The organism is Microbispora sp. NBRC 16548, assembly GCF_030268985.1.
Taxonomy (GTDB): domain Bacteria; phylum Actinomycetota; class Actinomycetes; order Streptosporangiales; family Streptosporangiaceae; genus Microbispora; species Microbispora catharanthi.
In genome coordinates this window covers 489672-506124 of record NZ_BSSF01000001.1, presented here as the reverse complement: position 1 = coordinate 506124, position 16453 = coordinate 489672, and the positions used below count along the sequence as shown (strand labels likewise).

Genomic DNA, 16453 nt, shown 5'->3' with positions numbered 1-16453 from the left:
CGTTCGTGACCCCGGGACTCCTACCGTCGGCAGGGACGCCCCCCGTGCGTGGCGGCGGGGCCGGCGACGCGGAGGCCGGTGATGCCCCAGCCCGTCCTGTCCTGCCAGTCGCCGAGCTGCCGCGCCGGCGGCCGTGAGGTCGTGCACGACCTGTCATCGGACATCGCGCCGGGCGAGCGCGTCGCCCTCGCCGACCCCTCGGGCTCGGGCGGACGGTCTACGAGTGGGGACTGCCCCCGGCCCGCCGTACGGGGACGTGCGAGCTGCGCGTCGAGTCGACACCCACCGGCACCGCCGACTTCGAGCATCCGCCGGGCGATCTGGGCGTCATGAGGCTGGACGTGCGGCGGGACGGCCATCTGAAGGCCGTGGACGCCGGGCGACCGGAAGCTGCCCGGCCTGGACGACCGCTTCGCCTCCGTTTACGCCCCGGCCGTGCTCGCCGCCGCGGCGACCGCCGAACTGCTCCTGCGCGGCGTCCGTGTCGAGCGCCTGCGGGAGTCGTCCGCCTGACCCGATTCCGCGGCCTGCCGCCGTACGGCTATCCGCCGTGGCCCGGCGGCGGCCCGTAAGGCCGCTGCGGCGACTGAACGGGCTGCACCGGCTGGATCGGCTGCGCTGGCGGCCCTGGCTGCGCCATGCCGTAACCGGGAGGCGGCCCGTAAGGCTGCTGCGGCGGACCGTATGCGGGCTGCTGAATCGCCTGAGCGTGCTGCGCCCTGATCCGCTCGTGCCGCAACCCCAGCCGCACGGCCCAGTAGATGACGAAGAACATCACCGTCGCCGAAACGGCGAGCGAGATGAGCACCCCCAGGACGCTGCTGATCATCGCTCCCCCTACGTGTGAGGAAACAAGACTGCCGATCTTGAGAGGGACTGTCCAGTCCTCGGATCTCCGACAGGCGCGCTCAGTGGGCGAGGCTCTGCCCGAGCAGCGCGCAGGCGGAGACGGCGGCCACCGCCAGGACGGCCGTACGGACCCGCCCGCCGTCGAGGTAGCGGCGCAGCGGCCCCGAGGCCGCGAAACCGAGCAGGACGAAGGGGACCAGCGCCGCTCCCGCGGCCAGGGCGCGCCCCGGAAGCCTGCCGAGGACGGCGAGGATGACGAGCGACTGGGCGGCGCTCACGCAGAAGTACATCGCCAGCGTCGCCCGGATCTGCGGGCCGCGGGCGCTCTGGTAGACGAGGGCGATCGGCGGGCCGCCGATCCCGGTGGCCGTGCCGGTGATCCCCGAGAGGAACCCGGCGGCCGTCAGCGTCGCGCCGTTGCGCGCCACGGACACGGCGCGGGCCGTCAGCACGACCGCGACCAGCACCATGACGCCGACCAGCACGCCGAGCGTCGCCGCGCTCACGTAGACGACCACGAGGGCGCCGATCGCGCTGCCCGGCAGCCGGCCCAGCAGGGCCCACCCCGCTCCCCGCCACTCAGCCCTGCGCCACTCCCTGGCCAGGGTGAGCAGCGGCATCGCCATGTTGACTACCTGGACCGCCCCCGGCATGACCGAGGGATCGAGCAGCGTGATCAGGGGTGCGGCCACCAGGCCCAGCCCGAAGCCCACCCCGCCCTGCACGACGGCGCCGATGAAGACGGCCACGCCTGCGATGAGCAGCAACGTCACGTCGTGATCCATGCGCCGGACCCTAGCGGTGCCCCCACGCCGCACGGCAACCGGTTATCCGGGCCCAGGAACTCGGACAATCACCGTCAGTAATTGAAATATGTTGCGAGAGTAATCAGAACCTTCGTAGACTCCCACGTGGCGACATCGCCATAGCGCTTTTTGTAGACAGGATCGTAGCCTCGCGGTATGGGGAGCGAGCAACGCCACACGACGATCCGGGTCAGCACTCTCACTCGCGACAAACTCGCGGCGATCGCCAAGCAGGAAGGCAGACCCATGACAGCAGTGATCGACGACGCCGTCGCCGAATACGAACACAAGAAGTTCTGGGAGGAGATGCGAGCAGCGGTCGAGCGGACCCGGCGAGAGGACCCCGAGGGCTGGGCCGACTACCTGGCGGAGACCGCCGTCTTCGACCGCGCCGCTCCAGACGGTCTCGAGCCGGAGGACTGGTCCTCCCACCTGCCCCCGAAGGAGCATGATGCGGATAACGCGCGGTGACCTCTGGCTGGCCGACTACGGTCAACCGACGGGCCGAGAGCAGGGCGGGCCGAGGCCCATGGTGGTCATGAGCGGCCGCGCGGTCAACGACGTGCGGATGGGCCTGGTGTTCACCGTGCCGCTGACCACCACTGAGCGTGGCTGGCCCAGCCATGTCGAGATCGCCCCCGGCACGGGTTTGGAGAAGCAGAGCTGGGCGATGGTAGAGCAGTTCCGCGCCGTCTCCGTGCAGCGGCTGACCAGGAGGATCGGCTGGGTGGAGGAGCCGGCGCTCGCGAAGATGCGCGTCGTCCTGAGCCATCTCATCAGGGCGTAGTCGAGTCGCTTGGAGCGCCTTCCGTCCTCGGAGGACGGAAGCGCAAGGTCCTCGTGCCGCATGGCAAGGGCTCGGGCCTTCTACGGGCGACGCCGGCCCGGCGCAGGGCCGGGCCGGCGGCCCGGTGGTCGACCGGGCCGCCGGTTCGCGGCAGACGCGATGTCAGCGCGTTGCGAGCCGTGTCAGCTCTTGGCGAGGAGGGAGCGCAGGACGTACTGCATGATGCCGCCGTGGCGGTAGTAGTCCGCCTCGCCGGGCGTGTCGATCCGCACCACGGCCTGGAACTCGACGTTCCCGGCCCGCACGGTGACGGTGGCGGGGGTCGAGCCGGTGTTGAGCTCCTCGACGCCCACGATGTCGAAGGTCTCCTCGCCGGTCAGGCCCAGCGAGTCGGCGCTCTCGCCCTCGGGGAACTGCAGCGGCAGCACGCCCATGCCGATCAGGTTCGACCGGTGGATGCGCTCGTACGACTCCGCGATGACGGCGCGCACGCCGAGCAGCGCGGTGCCCTTGGCCGCCCAGTCACGCGACGACCCCGAGCCGTACTCCTTGCCGGCCAGGACGACCAGCGGGATGCCGTCGGCCTGGTAGTTCTGCGACGCGTCGTAGATGAACGCCTGCTCCCCGCCCTTGGTGTAGTCGCGGGTGTAGCCGCCCTCGACGCCGTCGAGCAGCAGGTTGCGCAGCCGGATGTTGGCGAACGTGCCGCGGATCATCACCTCGTGGTTGCCGCGGCGGGAGCCGTAGGAGTTGAAGTCCCTGACCTCGACGCCGTGCTCCCGCAGGTAGCGGCCCGCCGGGGTGTCGGCCTTGATCGCGCCCGCGGGCGAGATGTGGTCGGTGGTGACCGAGTCGCCCAGCTTGGCGAGAACCCGGGCGCCCCGGATGTCCGTGACCGGCTCGGGCTTGGCGGGCATGCCGTCGAAGTACGGCGCCTTGCGGACGTACGTCGACTCCGGGTCCCACTCGAAGGTGTCGCCGGTCGGGATCGGCAGCGACTGCCAGTGCTCGTCACCCTTGAACACGTCCGCGTAGTCACGCTGGAACATGTCCTGGCTGATCGACTCCGACACCACCGCCGCGACCTCCTCGGGCGCGGGCCAGATGTCCTTGAGGAAGACCGGCTGCCCGTCGGAGCCGACGCCGAGCGGCTCGTTGTTCAGGTCGATGTCCATGGTCCCGGCCAGCGCGTACGCCACCACGAGCGGCGGCGAGGCCAGGTAGTTCATCTTGACGTCGGGGTTGATCCGGCCCTCGAAGTTGCGGTTGCCCGACAGCACGGCGGTGACCGCGAGGTCGTTCTCCTGGATCGCCGTGGAGATCTCCGGCTCCAGCGGGCCGGAGTTGCCGATGCAGGTGGTGCAGCCGTAGCCGACGAGGTTGAAGCCCAGCTTGTCCAGGTAGGGCTGGAGGCCGGACCGCTCGAAGTAGCCGGTGACGACCTGGCTGCCCGGGGCGAGCGACGTCTTCACCCACGGCTGGCGCGACAGGCCCTTGTCCACCGCGTTCTTCGCCAGCAGGGCCGCGCCGAGCATGACGTACGGGTTGGAGGTGTTCGTGCAGGACGTGATCGCGGCGATCGTGACGACACCGTGGTCGATCTCGAACGAGGTGCCGTCCGACAGCGTGACCGGGGTCGGCCGGTGCGGCCGCTCGCCGTTACGCCGCACGGTGTGCGGCACATCGCCCGCCCCACTGTGGGAGATCGCCGGAGAGTCCGACGCCGGGAACGACTCGGCCGACGCCTCGTCGGCGGGGCCCTCGATGCTGTCGTCCGTGACGTACGTGCGGACCGCGGCGCGCCAGGCCGACTTGGCGTCCGCCAGCGGGATGCGGTCCTGCGGGCGCTTGGGCCCGGCGATCGACGGGACGACGGTCGACAGGTCGAGCTCGATGTACTCGCTGAAGGCGGGCTCGGGCGCCGCGGGGTCGAGCCACAGGCCCTGCTCCTTGGCGTACGCCTCGACCAGCGCGACCTGCTCCGGCGAGCGGCCGGTGAGCTTGAGGTAGTCGATGGTCTGGCCGTCGATCGGGAAGATGGCGCAGGTGGAGCCGAACTCGGGGCTCATGTTGCCGATCGTGGCGCGGTTGGCCAGCGGCACGCTGGAGACGCCCTCACCGTAGAACTCCACGAACTTGCCGACCACGCCGTGCTTGCGCAGCATCTCGGTGATCGTGAGCACGAGGTCGGTCGCGGTGGCGCCGGCCGGCAGCTTGCCGGTCAGCTTGAAGCCGACCACCCGCGGGATCAGCATCGAGATCGGCTGGCCGAGCATCGCCGCCTCGGCCTCGATGCCGCCGACGCCCCAGCCGAGCACGCCGATGCCGTTCTCCATCGTGGTGTGGGAGTCGGTGCCCACACAGGTGTCCGGGTACGCCTTGCCGTCGCGGGTCATGACCACGCGGGCCAGGTGCTCGATGTTGACCTGGTGGACGATGCCGGTGCCGGGCGGGACGACCTTGAACTCGTCGAACGCCGTCTGGCCCCAGCGCAGGAACTGGTAGCGCTCGCGGTTGCGCTCGTACTCCCGCTCGACGTTGCGGACGAAGGAGTCGGGGTGGCCGAAGAAGTCGACGATGACCGAGTGGTCGATGACCATCTCGGCCGGCGCGAGCGGGTTGATCTTCGCCGGGTCGCCGCCCAGGTCGCGTACGGCCTCGCGCATCGTGGCGAGGTCGACGACGCAGGGCACGCCGGTGAAGTCCTGCATGATCACGCGGGCGGGGGTGAACTGGATCTCCACGCTCGGCTGGGCGTTCGGGTCCCAGCCCGCGATGGCGCGAATGTGGTCGGCGGTGATGTTCGCGCCGTCCTCGGTGCGGAGCAGGTTCTCCAGCAGGATCTTGAGACTGTACGGGAGGCGCGCCGACCCCTCGACGGCGTCCAGCCGGTAGATCTCGTATGACGCGTCACCGACGCGCAGCGTGTCACGGCTGCCGAAGCTGTTCGCGGACACGAAGTTCGCCTCCCCAGGGTTCCGGGCTTGTCTCAGGTTTCGTGTGCATCCTCCCGCACGCACGGGACACTCCTGACAATTAGGTTGCCCTAACCTGTGCGGGTCGACGGATGTCTCGACATCAAGATATCCCTCAAGATATCTCGACATCAAGTTACTTGCAGGTAGGCCGTCGGCCAAAGCGCTGACATCGGCAAACAGCCGGATTTTTCAGCATTCGGGAAGTTCCTGCGGACGCGCCGGGCGCGTCCCCGCTCAGGCGGGCATCAGCCGCAGGCAGAACAGCGCGATCACGACGATCGACAGGGCGGGGCCGAGGAACTGCTTCTCGAACGCCTTGCCGGTCTTGATGCCGATGTCCCACGGCAGGAGCCAGCGCCCCTTGATCGGCCATAAGACGGGACAGCCGCGCTCGGTCAGGCAGTCGCCGATCACGTGCACCAGGCAGCCGACGCCGATGGCCAGCCCCAGCCAGGAGTAGGTGACCCCGAGCGTCATGAAGGTCAGGAACAGCCCCGCGGTGAGTCCCACGTTCACGATCGCGGAGGTGAGCGTTTTGCCGGGCACGCCGATGCCGACGGCGCGGATCGCCAGGCCGATCATCAGCACGACCAGGATGTCGCGGCCGATGGCGTAGCGGTCGCCGAGCAGGTGCGCGCCCACTCCCGCCAGGACGCTGAACAGCAGCGAGTGGGTGGCGTGCCGGTGCCCGCCGCTCACGAAGTTGACACCTCTGCTGAGCAGCCAGGTCACCGGTCCGAACGTCTGGGCGATCGTGGCACTGGGGTGGTCGAGATCGGGCAGCATGGCCGCACCCGCGCACACCACGGCGCCTGCGACGAGCTCGGGCGGGGTCAGGATCGGCCCCGTCAACGTCGCCAGCTCCGGATGTCCCAGCGCGTCCGGCAGCGCCACCAGGGCCGGCGCGACCGCCAGCCACACCGCCGCCCCGCTGAGGGCGTGCGAGTGCCCCATCATGACAAGATCACGCTTTGAGACTGTACGGCAAAGCACCGACAAATTCCGCGAAGCGCCCACCCGCCGGGCCCGTGTCGCACCCCAGGGGCTCGGCGACGGCAGGAACGTGCCACGTGACGGCGGCCGAAAACACAAAGACGGGATCGTCCCGCTCCAAGAGCACCCCCCAGCCCTCTCAGAGCAGAACGATCCCGTCTTCGTGAGAGATAACGCTACGGTCTCGGGGCCTGTTCCCCCTACTCGAAAAACTTCCTCGTGAGCTATGTCACTCTTACCCGGGGATTGTCGCGAGAACGATCGCGATATATCGTTGAGCCATCGAGAACGGATCGTGAACCAGACGAATCGTGAACCAGAAGGGGGCACTGCGATGAGTTCGGCACACGCGGTCGGCGGGCCCTGGGCCCGCCCGGAGTTCGGACACCGATTCCGACACGAGTTCAGGCATGAGATGCGGCGCGCGCTGCGCGAGGCGTTGACGAAGGGGGCAGTCATGTGGCACCAGGAACATCACGAGGGCGGGGGCCCTCACGAGCACCGGCACAGGGGCGGCATGCGGGGGCGCGGCCCCTGGGGCGGCTTCGGGCCCGGCCCGTTCGGGCCGCCGTGGGCGGGCGGCAACTTCCCGTTCGGCCCCCGGGGCTTCGGGCGGCCCAGGAAGGCCAAGCGGGGTGACGTACGGGCGGCGATCCTCGCCCTGCTCTCCGAGGAGCCGCGCAACGGCTACCAGATCATCCAGGAGATCGCCGAGCGCAGCCAGGGCGGATGGAAGCCCAGCCCGGGCGCGGTCTACCCGGCGCTGCAGCAGCTCACCGACGAGGGCCTGGTGCGCGCGGAGGAGACCGACGGGCGCAAGACGTTCCAGCTCACCGAGGCCGGCCGCGCCTACGTCGAGGAGCACGGGGACGAGGTCCGGGCGCCATGGGAGGAGATGACGCCGGACATCGGGGACAACGTCCACGAGCTGTTCGACCTGTCCAGGCAGGCGGCGTCCGCGCTGTTCCAGATCGCCCACTCGGGCACCGAGGGGCAGGTCAGGCAGGCGAGGCAGGTCCTGACCGAGACCAGGCGGCAGCTGTACCGCATCCTCGCCGACGGCGACCCTGTGGAGGAATGACGATGGTCTCCCCCGACGAGCCCGCCGCCACAGGCGGCGCACACGCCTCCCGCGGCGGCGAGGCGCCGAGCGCAGGGTCAGCGGGCCACGCCCCGCCGAGCGGTTCGGCGCACGGCGGGCTGCGGATCGGCGACCGGGAGCGCGACGAGGTGACGCGGCTCCTGCACGACGCGTTCGCGCAGGGCCGCATCACCCGCGAGGAACTCGACGAGCGCCTCGACGCGACGCTCTCGGCGCGCACGGCCGAGGACCTGCGGCGGGTGACCGCCGACCTGCCCGGCGCGTGGCCGGACGACGCCCGGACGGGGGGCGCGCCGGGCGGCGGCCGCCGGGCCGGCGACGCGCGGGCCGGGGGCCCGTGGCACCCGGGCTTCCCGCCCGCCGGCTTGCCAGGTTTCCCCGGTTCCCCCATGGGCGCGCGCCCCGGGCCGTACGGCCCGTACGGCCCCTCCCGGCCCGGCGGCCCGCACTGGGCATATGGCAACTGGGCATATGGCAACTGGGGACACGGCATGGCCCCGCGGCGGCACGGCCGCAATCGGCATCCGGCGATGTTCCTCATCCCGGTGGCCGCGATCGTCGTCCTGGCGGCCGGTCCGATGTGGCCGCCGTTCCTGGTGCTCAAGCTCCTGTTCGTCGCCCTGCTGGTGAAGGTGGTGCTCGGCCTGGCCCACCACCGCCGTCACGACCGGTACCACACCCGGCACTGACCTCCGGGTCTTGCGTAATGGAGCTCCAGGTGATGACTTCTCGGTAGGAGCGCGTCAGCCGTCTGCCGAGGAGGAACCGGGACACGTGCTGTTGCCACGGGTCAAGCGGAAGCACGAGCCGCACCGCTTCGATGACGGAACGGTGCGCATCGGAGGCGAGATCTACGGGCTGGCCACCGAGATCAGCGATCCGACGGGCGGCGCGTGGGCCGCGCTCACCCTGATGGACGGCACCCGGTCTCCCGCCGACGTCGCGGAGGCCGTGTGCCGGCGGCTGCCCGGCGTTTCCGCGCCCCAGGCCTCGCGGATCGTCGCCGCCCTCATCGCGTCGGGACATGTGGAGGACGCCTCGGCCCCGATACCGGGGGAGCTCAGCGAACGGGAGCGCGAGCGGTACGACAGGAGCCAGGCGTTCTTCCATCAGGTCGACCTCGCGCCGGGACGGCAAGGGTGGGACGCGCAGATGCGGCTGCGGGCCGCCCGGGTCGTGGTGCTGGGCCTCGGCGGCACGGGGAGCCACGCCGCATGGGCGCTCGCCGCCTCCGGCGTCGGTCGCCTGCACTGCGTCGACGCCGACGTGGTGGAACTGTCGAACCTGAACCGGCAGGTCCTCTACACGGAGGACGACCTCGGCCGCGCCAAGGTGGACGCGGCCGTCGGCAGGTTGCGCCGGCTCAACTCCGACATCGAGGTCACCGGCGAGCGGCGGGCGATCGGCAGCGAGGGGGACCTGCTGTCCGTGGTGGCGGGCGCCGACGTCCTCGCGCTGTGCGCCGACGAGCCGAGGGAGCCCGGCATCCGGATCTGGGCCAACCGGATCTGTGCGCGGGCCGGCGTGCCGTGGGCCGGCGGAGGCTACAACGGTCCCCTCGTGACCGTGGGCGCCTTCGCCCCCGGGCGGGGCGCCTGCTACGAGTGCCTGGCCGCGGGCGAGGCGCGCCGCCGCAGACCGGGTCTTCCGGTGGACCTCGGAGGACCGGGCGTGGTCGCCGCCTCGGCCGGCGTCTCGGGCCACCTGGTCGCCCACTCGGTGATCTCGCTGATCACCGGAGTGCCCGAGCCCGCCACCGGAACGGTCGTCGGATTGAACCTCATCGCACCGGACCAGCACGTCTGGGTGCGGCATCCGCCTCGTCCGGACTGCCCGGTCTGTGGAAGTCAGCGGAAATCGACCGAGTCACAAAATAGGACTTGACCGATCATGTGCGCTATCCGAACATTTAGATGTTTTCTCGCGCGAGGTCCGCACCAACAATCCACAGCGGAAGGTGCTCGATGACCCCTCAAGAGCAAAACCAGACCCAGCCGGAGGAATCCGCCGAACCTGCCGCGGCCGAGATCGCGATCCGCAGACTGGACAAGATCGAGACGACGGCCTTCAGCCAGGGGAACTCCACCTGAGGCCGGCCCGCGAGTGCCTGACACATGCTGCCCGCCAGGAGCGGGGATCCAGGTGGACGCATCGCGAGGCGGAGGAGGCCGTAGCGGAGCCGCGGGCGCCTTTCCCGGGTTCCGCGGAAAGCCCGAGCCTACGGGGAATTCTCGCGAGTGGGGTTTCGGGCCCCGCAGGAATTCCGAGCATGCGGGGAATTTCCACGGGCGGGGTGACGATTTCGGGCCCCGTGAAAAGTCCGTGCCTTCGAGAAGCTCCCCATGGGTGATGCGCGGCGAGGCGCCGCCCTGGCCGCGCGCAGCGGGGCGTGATCTGCCGGGCACCGGGACCGGGGCGGGCCGTACGCCCGCCCCGGTGCGCCCCACGGGCCACTCGTCATGACACCGACCCGGGTCACCCTGCACGACCTCGGCGTACGCCGGGATCGCGAGGAGTGGATCGTCGGGCGGGTGGAGACGGGCGACGTCATCGCCGTGCCCGCGCAGGGCATGCGGGTCATCCGCCTGTTCCAGGAGGGGGCGACGGTCCCCGAGGTGGAGCGGCGGCTCGGCGCGGAGACCGGCACCCGGGTGAACGTGGGCGGATTCGTCGACGGCCTGGTCCGTGCGGGATTGGTGGCGGCGGTCGACGGATGCCCCGTTCCCGCGTCCGCTCCCCCGCCGCCCACCTTTCCCCGGCTGCTGCCCCGCCACGTGCGGTGGACGCTCAACCCGTTCCTGCACGCCGCCCTGGCGGCCGTGATCCTCGCCGGGGCGGCGGTGGCACTGCTGCGGCCCGGCGTCGTACCCGGCTGGCGGGACCTGCTCTGGAGCGACCGCGGGACGCTGGTCCTGCTCGCGCAGACGGCGGCCGGATGGCTGCTGATCCTCCTGCACGAGCTGGCCCATCTGTGCACGGCTCGCGCCGCCGGCGTGCCGGGGCGCATCAGGTTCGGCACCCGTCTGCAGTTCCTCACGGCGCAGACCGAGGTGTCGGGCATCTGGCTGGCGGAGCGCCGGGTCCGGCTGACGGTCTACCTCGCCGGCATGGCGCTGGACGCCGCCGTGTGCGCGGTCTGCCTCCTGCTGACCGTGCCGGCCGGTCCGCAACCGGCCCTGTCCGTCGTCGCGATGACGGCGCTGCTCATGCTGTCGACCCAGTTCCTGGTGTTCATGCGCACCGATCTCTACTTCGTCCTGCAGGACGTGACGGGCTGCCGGAACCTGTACGGCGACTCCGCCGCGTACGCCGCGCACGTGTGCCGCCGGGCCTTGCTGCGCCGGTCGGCCGATCCGCTCGCCCGGCTGCCGCGGACCGAGGGCCGCTGGGTCCGGGCGTACACCGCGCTGCTCCTCGCCGGGACCGCGCTGTGCCTCTGCCTCGCCGTCGCGGTGACGATTCCCGCGGCCCTGGGCCTGCTCGCCGGTTCCGTGCGCGCGCTGCTCGACCCGCCCGGCTGGGTCGCCGCGGCGGACGGCGTGGTCACGGTGCTGGTCGTCACCGGGTTCCACGTCCTCTGGGCCACAACGTGGTGGCGCAGGCACGGCCCGAAGGCGCGCCGTGCCGCCGGACTGCTGAGGAGGAACCGTGATCCCGAGCGATGTGTTCGATGACGTCAGGGCCGCCGACGGCGAGTTCCTGGGATTGGACGCCTACCAGGCCGAGTTCGACGAGGTCTACCGCGACGCGGCGGGGGTGGTGTGGAAGCTGGAGCGCGCCCAGCACTTCCACGAGCCGGCCGTGCCGAGCTGGCGGGCCGCCGACGCGGGCGACTGGGCGCTGGCCGTCGAGCTCATCGAGGAGATGCGGGCCCCGCTGACCGCGATGTACCGCGAGCGGGCCCCGTTCCGGCGGCTGCGCGTCGTCGAGCTGCCCCTGACCCCATACCTGCAGTGGGAGGCGCAGATCTTCGCCGTACGGGTGGCGGCGGGCGAGGAGATCAGGGTGATCGGGGCTGCGGCGGTCGCACCGCTGGAGACCCGGGCGCCGCTGCCCGAACTGGTGGTCTTCGGCCCGGGCCTGCTGTACGAGGTCCGCTACGACGAGATCGGGGCCGCCGTCGGCGCCCGCCGGATCACCGATCCCGGCGTCGTCTCACCCTGCCTGTCCGCCCTGGTCTCCCTGTACGGCGAGGGCGAGGACCTGCTGCCGTTCTTCGAGCGTGAGGTGGCCCCGCTGCCGCCTCCGCCCGGCCTGTCGGACAAGCCCGCCCAGATTGGGCCTTGACCCCGGATCGGGAGCGGCCAACGATCGACATGGCGCCCTCGGGGGAGAGTTTGCGGCCACGCCGACGAACGGAGGGTGAGATGAAGCCGGCCGAGCCAGAACCCGAGGTGGTGCAGGAGACCGAAGGAACGGCGGGGACGAGGCAGATCAGGATCAGGCTGCTGGACGCGACGGAGACGGCCGTGTGCAGCAACTCGACGGGGAACTGATCCACCGGACGCCCGCGGAAGACCCACGCGCGCCACGTTTCCAGATCCGGGCCGGAACCTGGCGCGCTCCGACCAGCGATTCGGCTTCGGCCGAAGGAGACTTCATGCCCGGAGAAGCGTTCGAGCACGTCAGAAAGGCCGCGGGACAGGTTCTTCCCGCGGCGGAGTACCGGACCGAGCTCTACGACCACCTGCGCCGGATCGAGGGCGTGGTATGGAAGCTGGAACGCGCCCAGCACTTCCACGAACCCGACACCCCGAGCTGGGTCGCCATGATGAGCGGAAACTGGGACCGGTCGCTCGCGCTGATGGACGAGATGCGCTTCGCCGACGACCTGCCGCCCCGGGCGGAGCTGCGCCGGCTGCGGATCGTCGAGATGCCGCCGACGCCCTACCTGCAGTGGGAGATCGTCCTGCTCGCGGCGCGCACGCGGGCGGGCGAGCGGGCACGGGCGCTGCACGCCCGGTCCGTACGCCACCTGGAGAGCCGCGCGCCGCTGCCCGAGCTGCTGATCCTCGACCGGGACCTGATGTACGAGGTCCTCTACGACGAGATCGGCGCCCACGTGGGCGGACGACGGATCACCGACACCCGGGTCGTCGAGGGCTGCGCCCGAGCCGTCGCCGAACTGTACGCCGACGCCGAGGACATGGTGGCCTTCCACGACCGCGAGGTGGCGCACCTGCCGCCGCCGGTCGCCCGGCGGATCCTGTCCCGCCCCGGCCACCCCTGAGACGCGCCCGCGCCCAGCCGGCGGGACAGGGCTCAGGCCCCGTCCCGCCGGTGCTCCTCCAGCACCGCGCGCAGGGCGGCGAGCGTCGCGGCGGTGCGGGTGAGGTCGGCGGCCGGGACGGTGGCGGTGCGGGCGGCCAGCTCGGCCTCGAAGGTCGGGCGGGCCGCGGCCAGGAGCCGGGAACCCTCCGGGGTGAGGCTGAGCACCGAGGACCGCCGGTCCTCCGGATGCGCCACGCGCACGCACAGGCCCGCGCTCTCGAGCCGGTCGACGGCCTTGCTCACGGCTCCGACGGTGATCCCCACCTCGCGCACGATGTCGAGCACCCGGCACCCGGGGCGGCCGTCGATGATCTCCAGGAACTCGAACTGACCCAGGCCGATGCCGTGCTCGGCGCGCAGCCGGTCGCTCACCGCGTTGTACAGCCGGGTCTCGACGCGGACGAGATCGGTGAACAGGCGAGTGATGTCCGTCACATCCACCGATTCGGTTGATTCCAGGGAATCATCTTCTGCGGAATCGGATTGAGGGTCATATGTGCATTCCACGGAATGCATCCTCTCACCCCCGACATCATGGAGGTCCAGATGACCCGCCGGCAGCGCGAGGCCGTCGACGCCCTGCACCGCAACGCCCCCGTCCACCCGAACCCGACGCTTGCGGAGCGGCGCGCCGGATTCGCCCAGGCACTCTCCCGGCCCCTGCCCGGCGACGTCGCGGCGCACGAGACGGTGCTCGCCGGCCGTCCCGCGCTCGACCTGACCCCGGCCGGTGCCACCGGCCGCGGGCGGCTGCTCCATTTCCACGGCGGCGGCTACGTCCTGGGGTCGCCCGGCACGCACGCGGGAGTCACCGCCCAGCTGGCGCGCCGTGCCCGGCTTCGGGCGACGTCCGTGGACTACCGACTGGCCCCCGAGCATCCCTTCCCCGCCGCGGTGGACGACGGCCTCGCCGCCTACCGGGCACTGCTCGACGGGGGTGTGCGACCGGAGGAACTGGTGCTCGCCGGGGACTCCGCGGGCGGCGGGCTGGTCGTCGCCACCCTGGTCGCGGCCCGCGACGCCGGCCTGCCGCAGCCGGCGGGCGCCGTCGTCTTCTCCCCGTGGGTCGACCTGACACTCGGCGGGCAGAGCATGCGCACGAAGAAGGACGCCGACCCGATCTTCACCCGGGAGGCGATCCAGGCGTTCGCCACCCCCTACCTGGCCGGTCAGGATCCCGCCCAGCCGCTGGCGAGCCCCGTGTTCGCCGACTTGCGGGGCCTGCCCCCGCTCCTGGTGCAGGCCGGCTCGAACGAGATCCTGCTGGACGACGCCGTCCGGCTCGCCGGGCGCGCGGCCGCCGACGAGGTGGAGGTCACGCTGCGGGTCTGGCCGCAGGTGCCGCACGTCTTCCAGAACCACTTCGGCCACCTCGACGAGGCCGACGAGGCGCTCGACGAGGCCGCCCGCTTCCTGTCCGCGCGGGCGCGCGCCGGGCACGAGGCACAGGCGGACCGGCGCCTGGACCCTGAGGACCCTGAGGAGCCCAGTGCGGGCCGCCCCTGACCGCCGCGGTCGATCCCGTCAGGAACGCGACGGGCGCAGGCGGGCCATCTCGGCCGCGATGTCCTCCAGCCTCCAGTGGGCGTTCAGCCCACTGGGGTTGGGCAGCACCCACAGCGCCGTCCCGCCGATCGCGTCCTCCTGCGGGCCGATCCGGGCCGCAGGGCGCGCGAAGGCGACCCGATAGGCCGACACCCCCGCTATCGCCAGGACGCGGGGACGGACCTCGGCCACCAGCCGCGCGAGCCGCTCACCGCCCACGCGGAGCTCCTCCGGGGCCAGCTCGTCGGCCCGGGCGGTCGCCCGGGCCACGATGTTGGTGATACCCAGCCCGTACGCCGGGAGCAGGTGCTGCTCGGACGGCGCGAGCCTGTGCGGCACGAGACCGGAAAGGTGCAGGGCGGGCCAGAACCGGTTGCCCGGCCGCGCGAAGTGGTGACCGGTCGCGGCCGAGTAGAGGCTGGGGTTGATCCCGCAGAACAGCACGTCGAGCCCGGGGCCGAGCACGTCCTCGATCGTCGCGTTCCTGGCCGCCTCGAGGTCGGCCTTGGTGGGGGCCATGCCGCGATGCTAGTGCCGCCCGCTCCTGGTCGCGTTCCAGACGGCGCTGGTGCGCAGGTGGTTGTCGTAGAGCTCCTGAACCTCCAGGAGGGACTCCGGGGGTTGCTTGCCGTAGGCGATGCGCTCCAGCTGACGGAAGTATTCGAAGCGCTCCACGCCCGGTGTGACGACGATGAGGATGTCGGCGTCGTGGCCGGGGGCGGCGGCGAACGCGTGGGCGAGCCCGGGCGGGACGATGACGAGGTCGCCGCGTTCGGCGGTGACGACCTCGTCCCCGGTCAGAAGCTGGGCGCAGCCGTCGAGCAGGTAGAACAGCTCGGCGGAGCCGGCGTGGTGATGGGGATCGGCGCCGTCCGCCCCGCCGTTGAGGGTGATGCGCTGGGCGGACAGGGCGCCGCCCGTGGCGCTGCTGTCGGCCAGCAGCCGCATGGTGATGGGGGCCCGGCCGATGACCTCGGCGTCGGCGGAGCGCACGATCACGGATTCGGCGAAATTGGGGACGGTCAGCGACATTTGGGAGTCCTTCCACAAAGTGGTGCGACGGGTGCGGGGGGTCAGACGGCGAAGAGCAGGGCGGCACTGATGAGCACGATCACGGCGGTCGCGAAGTGGATGCCGAAGGCGACCGCCCGGGTGCCGCCGTTGCGCAGCACGATCAGGGTGTCACCCAGGGGCAGCAGGGCGACGATCAGCATGTACCAGGCCTCGGCGCGGGCGCCGGCGAAGGCCAGCAGGGCCAGGCCCAGCAGACCATAGCCCCCGTCACGCAGGCCCTTGATCGTCAGGTAGGCGACGTCGCCGTCCTTCTTGGCCGGGACGCCGTAGCCGGCTGCCGCCGCCTGGGGCACGAGCAGGAAACGGGCTCCGATGAACAGGACGAACAGGTTGAGGACGACGGCGAGGCCGTACGCGATGGGGGTGAGCATGTCTCTCTCCGAGAACTAGCAGCGCTAGGAACGAGAATGACGCTAGCAGAGCATTGCCATAAAGGCTAGCGCTGCTAGAGTTCCAAGCATGTCTATCCAGTCACGCAGGGAGCGCGAGCGCGCCGAGCGCGAGAAGCTGATCATCACGGCGGCCCGTGAGCTGGCCGAGGCCGAGGGCTGGGAGGCGGTGACGACCCGGCGGCTGGCCGAGCGGGTCGAGTACAGCCAGCCGGTGCTCTACAGCCACTTCAAGGGCAAGGACGCGATCATGGCGGCCGTCGCCGTAGAGGGCTGCGCCGACCTGGCCGTGGAGCTGCGCGTGGCCAGGACCGCGGCGCCGGACGCCCGCCGCGCCATCGCCGGCGTCAGCGCGGCCTACGTGGCCTTCGCCGACCGGCACCCGGCCCTCTACGACGTGATGTTCAGCCAGATCGTCCCGCTGCCGTTCGCCACCCCCGAGGCCCCGCCCGCCCTGCAGGCGGCCTTCGGCGAGCTGGCCGAGGCCGTCCGCCCCCACGCGGGCGGCGACAACCTGGGCGCGCTGACCGAGACCTTCTGGGCCGCCCTGCACGGCCTGGTGACCCTCATGCGCGGCGGCCGGCTCCCGCGCGAGCACCACGAGCTCAGGCTCGGGCTGCTCCTGGCCCGCTTCACGGGCTGAGCCCCACCACCGAGCT

General features: G+C 71.5%; 20 protein-coding genes. 12 read left to right on the top strand and 8 right to left on the bottom strand.

Annotated features, from left to right (window positions below):
* Positions 1-541 precede the first annotated feature (541 nt).
* On the bottom strand, positions 542-829 hold the full coding sequence (locus tag QSK36_RS02325; protein ID WP_285781162.1) for a hypothetical protein: 288 nt from the start codon (positions 827-829) through the stop codon (positions 542-544).
* 79 nt (positions 830-908) lie between these two features.
* Positions 909-1634, bottom strand: a complete 726-nt coding sequence (locus QSK36_RS02320) for a sulfite exporter TauE/SafE family protein (protein WP_285781161.1) — start codon at positions 1632-1634, stop codon at positions 909-911.
* A gap of 177 nt (positions 1635-1811) precedes the next feature.
* Here QSK36_RS02320 and QSK36_RS02315 point away from each other — a divergent pair, with 177 nt between their 5' ends.
* Both QSK36_RS02315 and QSK36_RS02310 read left to right on the top strand, forming a co-directional pair.
* Positions 1812-2126, top strand: a complete 315-nt coding sequence (locus QSK36_RS02315; protein ID WP_183536294.1) for a hypothetical protein — start codon at positions 1812-1814, stop codon at positions 2124-2126.
* On the top strand, positions 2104-2442 hold the full coding sequence (locus tag QSK36_RS02310; RefSeq protein ID WP_285781160.1) for a type II toxin-antitoxin system PemK/MazF family toxin: 339 nt from the start codon (positions 2104-2106) through the stop codon (positions 2440-2442). The genes QSK36_RS02315 and QSK36_RS02310 overlap by 23 nt, the downstream gene beginning before the upstream one ends.
* Positions 2443-2624: 182 nt before the next feature.
* Here the strand turns inward: QSK36_RS02310 and QSK36_RS02305 are convergent, their stop codons facing one another.
* The gene (locus QSK36_RS02305; RefSeq protein ID WP_285781159.1) at positions 2625-5399 is read right to left on the bottom strand and encodes an aconitate hydratase; all 2775 of its coding nucleotides are present in this window, start codon (positions 5397-5399) and stop codon (positions 2625-2627) included.
* A gap of 255 nt (positions 5400-5654) precedes the next feature.
* Positions 5655-6377 carry a metal-dependent hydrolase gene (locus QSK36_RS02300; RefSeq protein ID WP_183536289.1) on the bottom strand — a complete coding sequence of 241 codons (723 nt, stop codon included), beginning with the start codon at positions 6375-6377 and terminating at the stop codon, positions 5655-5657.
* Positions 6378-6870: 493 nt separating this feature from the next.
* Between QSK36_RS02300 and QSK36_RS02295 the strand changes: the two genes are divergently transcribed.
* The 8 genes from QSK36_RS02295 (at position 6871) to QSK36_RS02260 (ending at position 12745) form a co-directional block, all read left to right on the top strand.
* Positions 6871-7494 carry a PadR family transcriptional regulator gene (locus tag QSK36_RS02295; RefSeq protein WP_285781158.1) on the top strand — a complete coding sequence of 208 codons (624 nt, stop codon included), beginning with the start codon at positions 6871-6873 and terminating at the stop codon, positions 7492-7494.
* Complete coding sequence (locus tag QSK36_RS02290) at positions 7491-8204, top strand: DUF1707 SHOCT-like domain-containing protein (RefSeq protein ID WP_285781157.1); 714 nt, start codon at positions 7491-7493, stop codon at positions 8202-8204. Before QSK36_RS02295 ends, QSK36_RS02290 begins: the two co-directional genes overlap by 4 nt.
* A gap of 85 nt (positions 8205-8289) precedes the next feature.
* Complete coding sequence (locus QSK36_RS02285; RefSeq protein WP_285781156.1) at positions 8290-9399, top strand: HesA/MoeB/ThiF family protein; 1110 nt, start codon at positions 8290-8292, stop codon at positions 9397-9399.
* An 80-nt stretch (positions 9400-9479) separates the two neighbouring features.
* Complete coding sequence (locus QSK36_RS02280) at positions 9480-9605, top strand: hypothetical protein (RefSeq protein WP_285781155.1); 126 nt, start codon at positions 9480-9482, stop codon at positions 9603-9605.
* A 369-nt stretch (positions 9606-9974) separates the two neighbouring features.
* Positions 9975-11189 carry a hypothetical protein gene (locus tag QSK36_RS02275; RefSeq protein WP_285781154.1) on the top strand — a complete coding sequence of 405 codons (1215 nt, stop codon included), beginning with the start codon at positions 9975-9977 and terminating at the stop codon, positions 11187-11189.
* A complete protein-coding gene (locus tag QSK36_RS02270) occupies positions 11164-11802 on the top strand; it encodes a DUF6879 family protein (RefSeq protein WP_182901382.1) in 639 nt (212 codons plus the stop codon). The genes QSK36_RS02275 and QSK36_RS02270 overlap by 26 nt, the downstream gene beginning before the upstream one ends.
* Positions 11803-11882: 80 nt before the next feature.
* A complete protein-coding gene (locus QSK36_RS02265) occupies positions 11883-12011 on the top strand; it encodes a hypothetical protein (protein WP_259405417.1) in 129 nt (42 codons plus the stop codon).
* A gap of 104 nt (positions 12012-12115) precedes the next feature.
* The gene (locus QSK36_RS02260) at positions 12116-12745 is read left to right on the top strand and encodes a DUF6879 family protein (protein ID WP_183536277.1); all 630 of its coding nucleotides are present in this window, start codon (positions 12116-12118) and stop codon (positions 12743-12745) included.
* 32 nt (positions 12746-12777) lie between these two features.
* Here QSK36_RS02260 and QSK36_RS02255 read toward each other — a convergent pair whose 3' ends face one another.
* Positions 12778-13221, bottom strand: a complete 444-nt coding sequence (locus QSK36_RS02255) for a MarR family winged helix-turn-helix transcriptional regulator (RefSeq protein WP_183536275.1) — start codon at positions 13219-13221, stop codon at positions 12778-12780.
* Between the two features lie 75 nt (positions 13222-13296).
* On the opposite strand from QSK36_RS02255, the gene QSK36_RS02250 reads away from it, so the two are divergent.
* The gene (locus tag QSK36_RS02250; RefSeq protein WP_225898019.1) at positions 13297-14292 is read left to right on the top strand and encodes an alpha/beta hydrolase; all 996 of its coding nucleotides are present in this window, start codon (positions 13297-13299) and stop codon (positions 14290-14292) included.
* A gap of 18 nt (positions 14293-14310) precedes the next feature.
* Here QSK36_RS02250 and mug read toward each other — a convergent pair whose 3' ends face one another.
* From mug to QSK36_RS02235, 3 genes are read right to left on the bottom strand one after another with little or no spacing between them, the layout of a single operon-like run.
* Positions 14311-14850, bottom strand: a complete 540-nt coding sequence (mug, locus tag QSK36_RS02245) for a G/U mismatch-specific DNA glycosylase (RefSeq protein ID WP_285781153.1) — start codon at positions 14848-14850, stop codon at positions 14311-14313.
* A gap of 9 nt (positions 14851-14859) precedes the next feature.
* Positions 14860-15363, bottom strand: coding sequence for a cupin domain-containing protein (locus QSK36_RS02240; RefSeq protein WP_285781152.1), 504 nt, complete (start codon positions 15361-15363; stop codon positions 14860-14862).
* 41 nt (positions 15364-15404) lie between these two features.
* Complete coding sequence (locus tag QSK36_RS02235; RefSeq protein WP_285781151.1) at positions 15405-15776, bottom strand: DUF4267 domain-containing protein; 372 nt, start codon at positions 15774-15776, stop codon at positions 15405-15407.
* Positions 15777-15864: 88 nt separating this feature from the next.
* On the opposite strand from QSK36_RS02235, the gene QSK36_RS02230 reads away from it, so the two are divergent.
* Positions 15865-16437, top strand: coding sequence for a TetR/AcrR family transcriptional regulator (locus tag QSK36_RS02230; protein ID WP_183536269.1), 573 nt, complete (start codon positions 15865-15867; stop codon positions 16435-16437).
* Positions 16438-16453 lie beyond the last annotated feature (16 nt).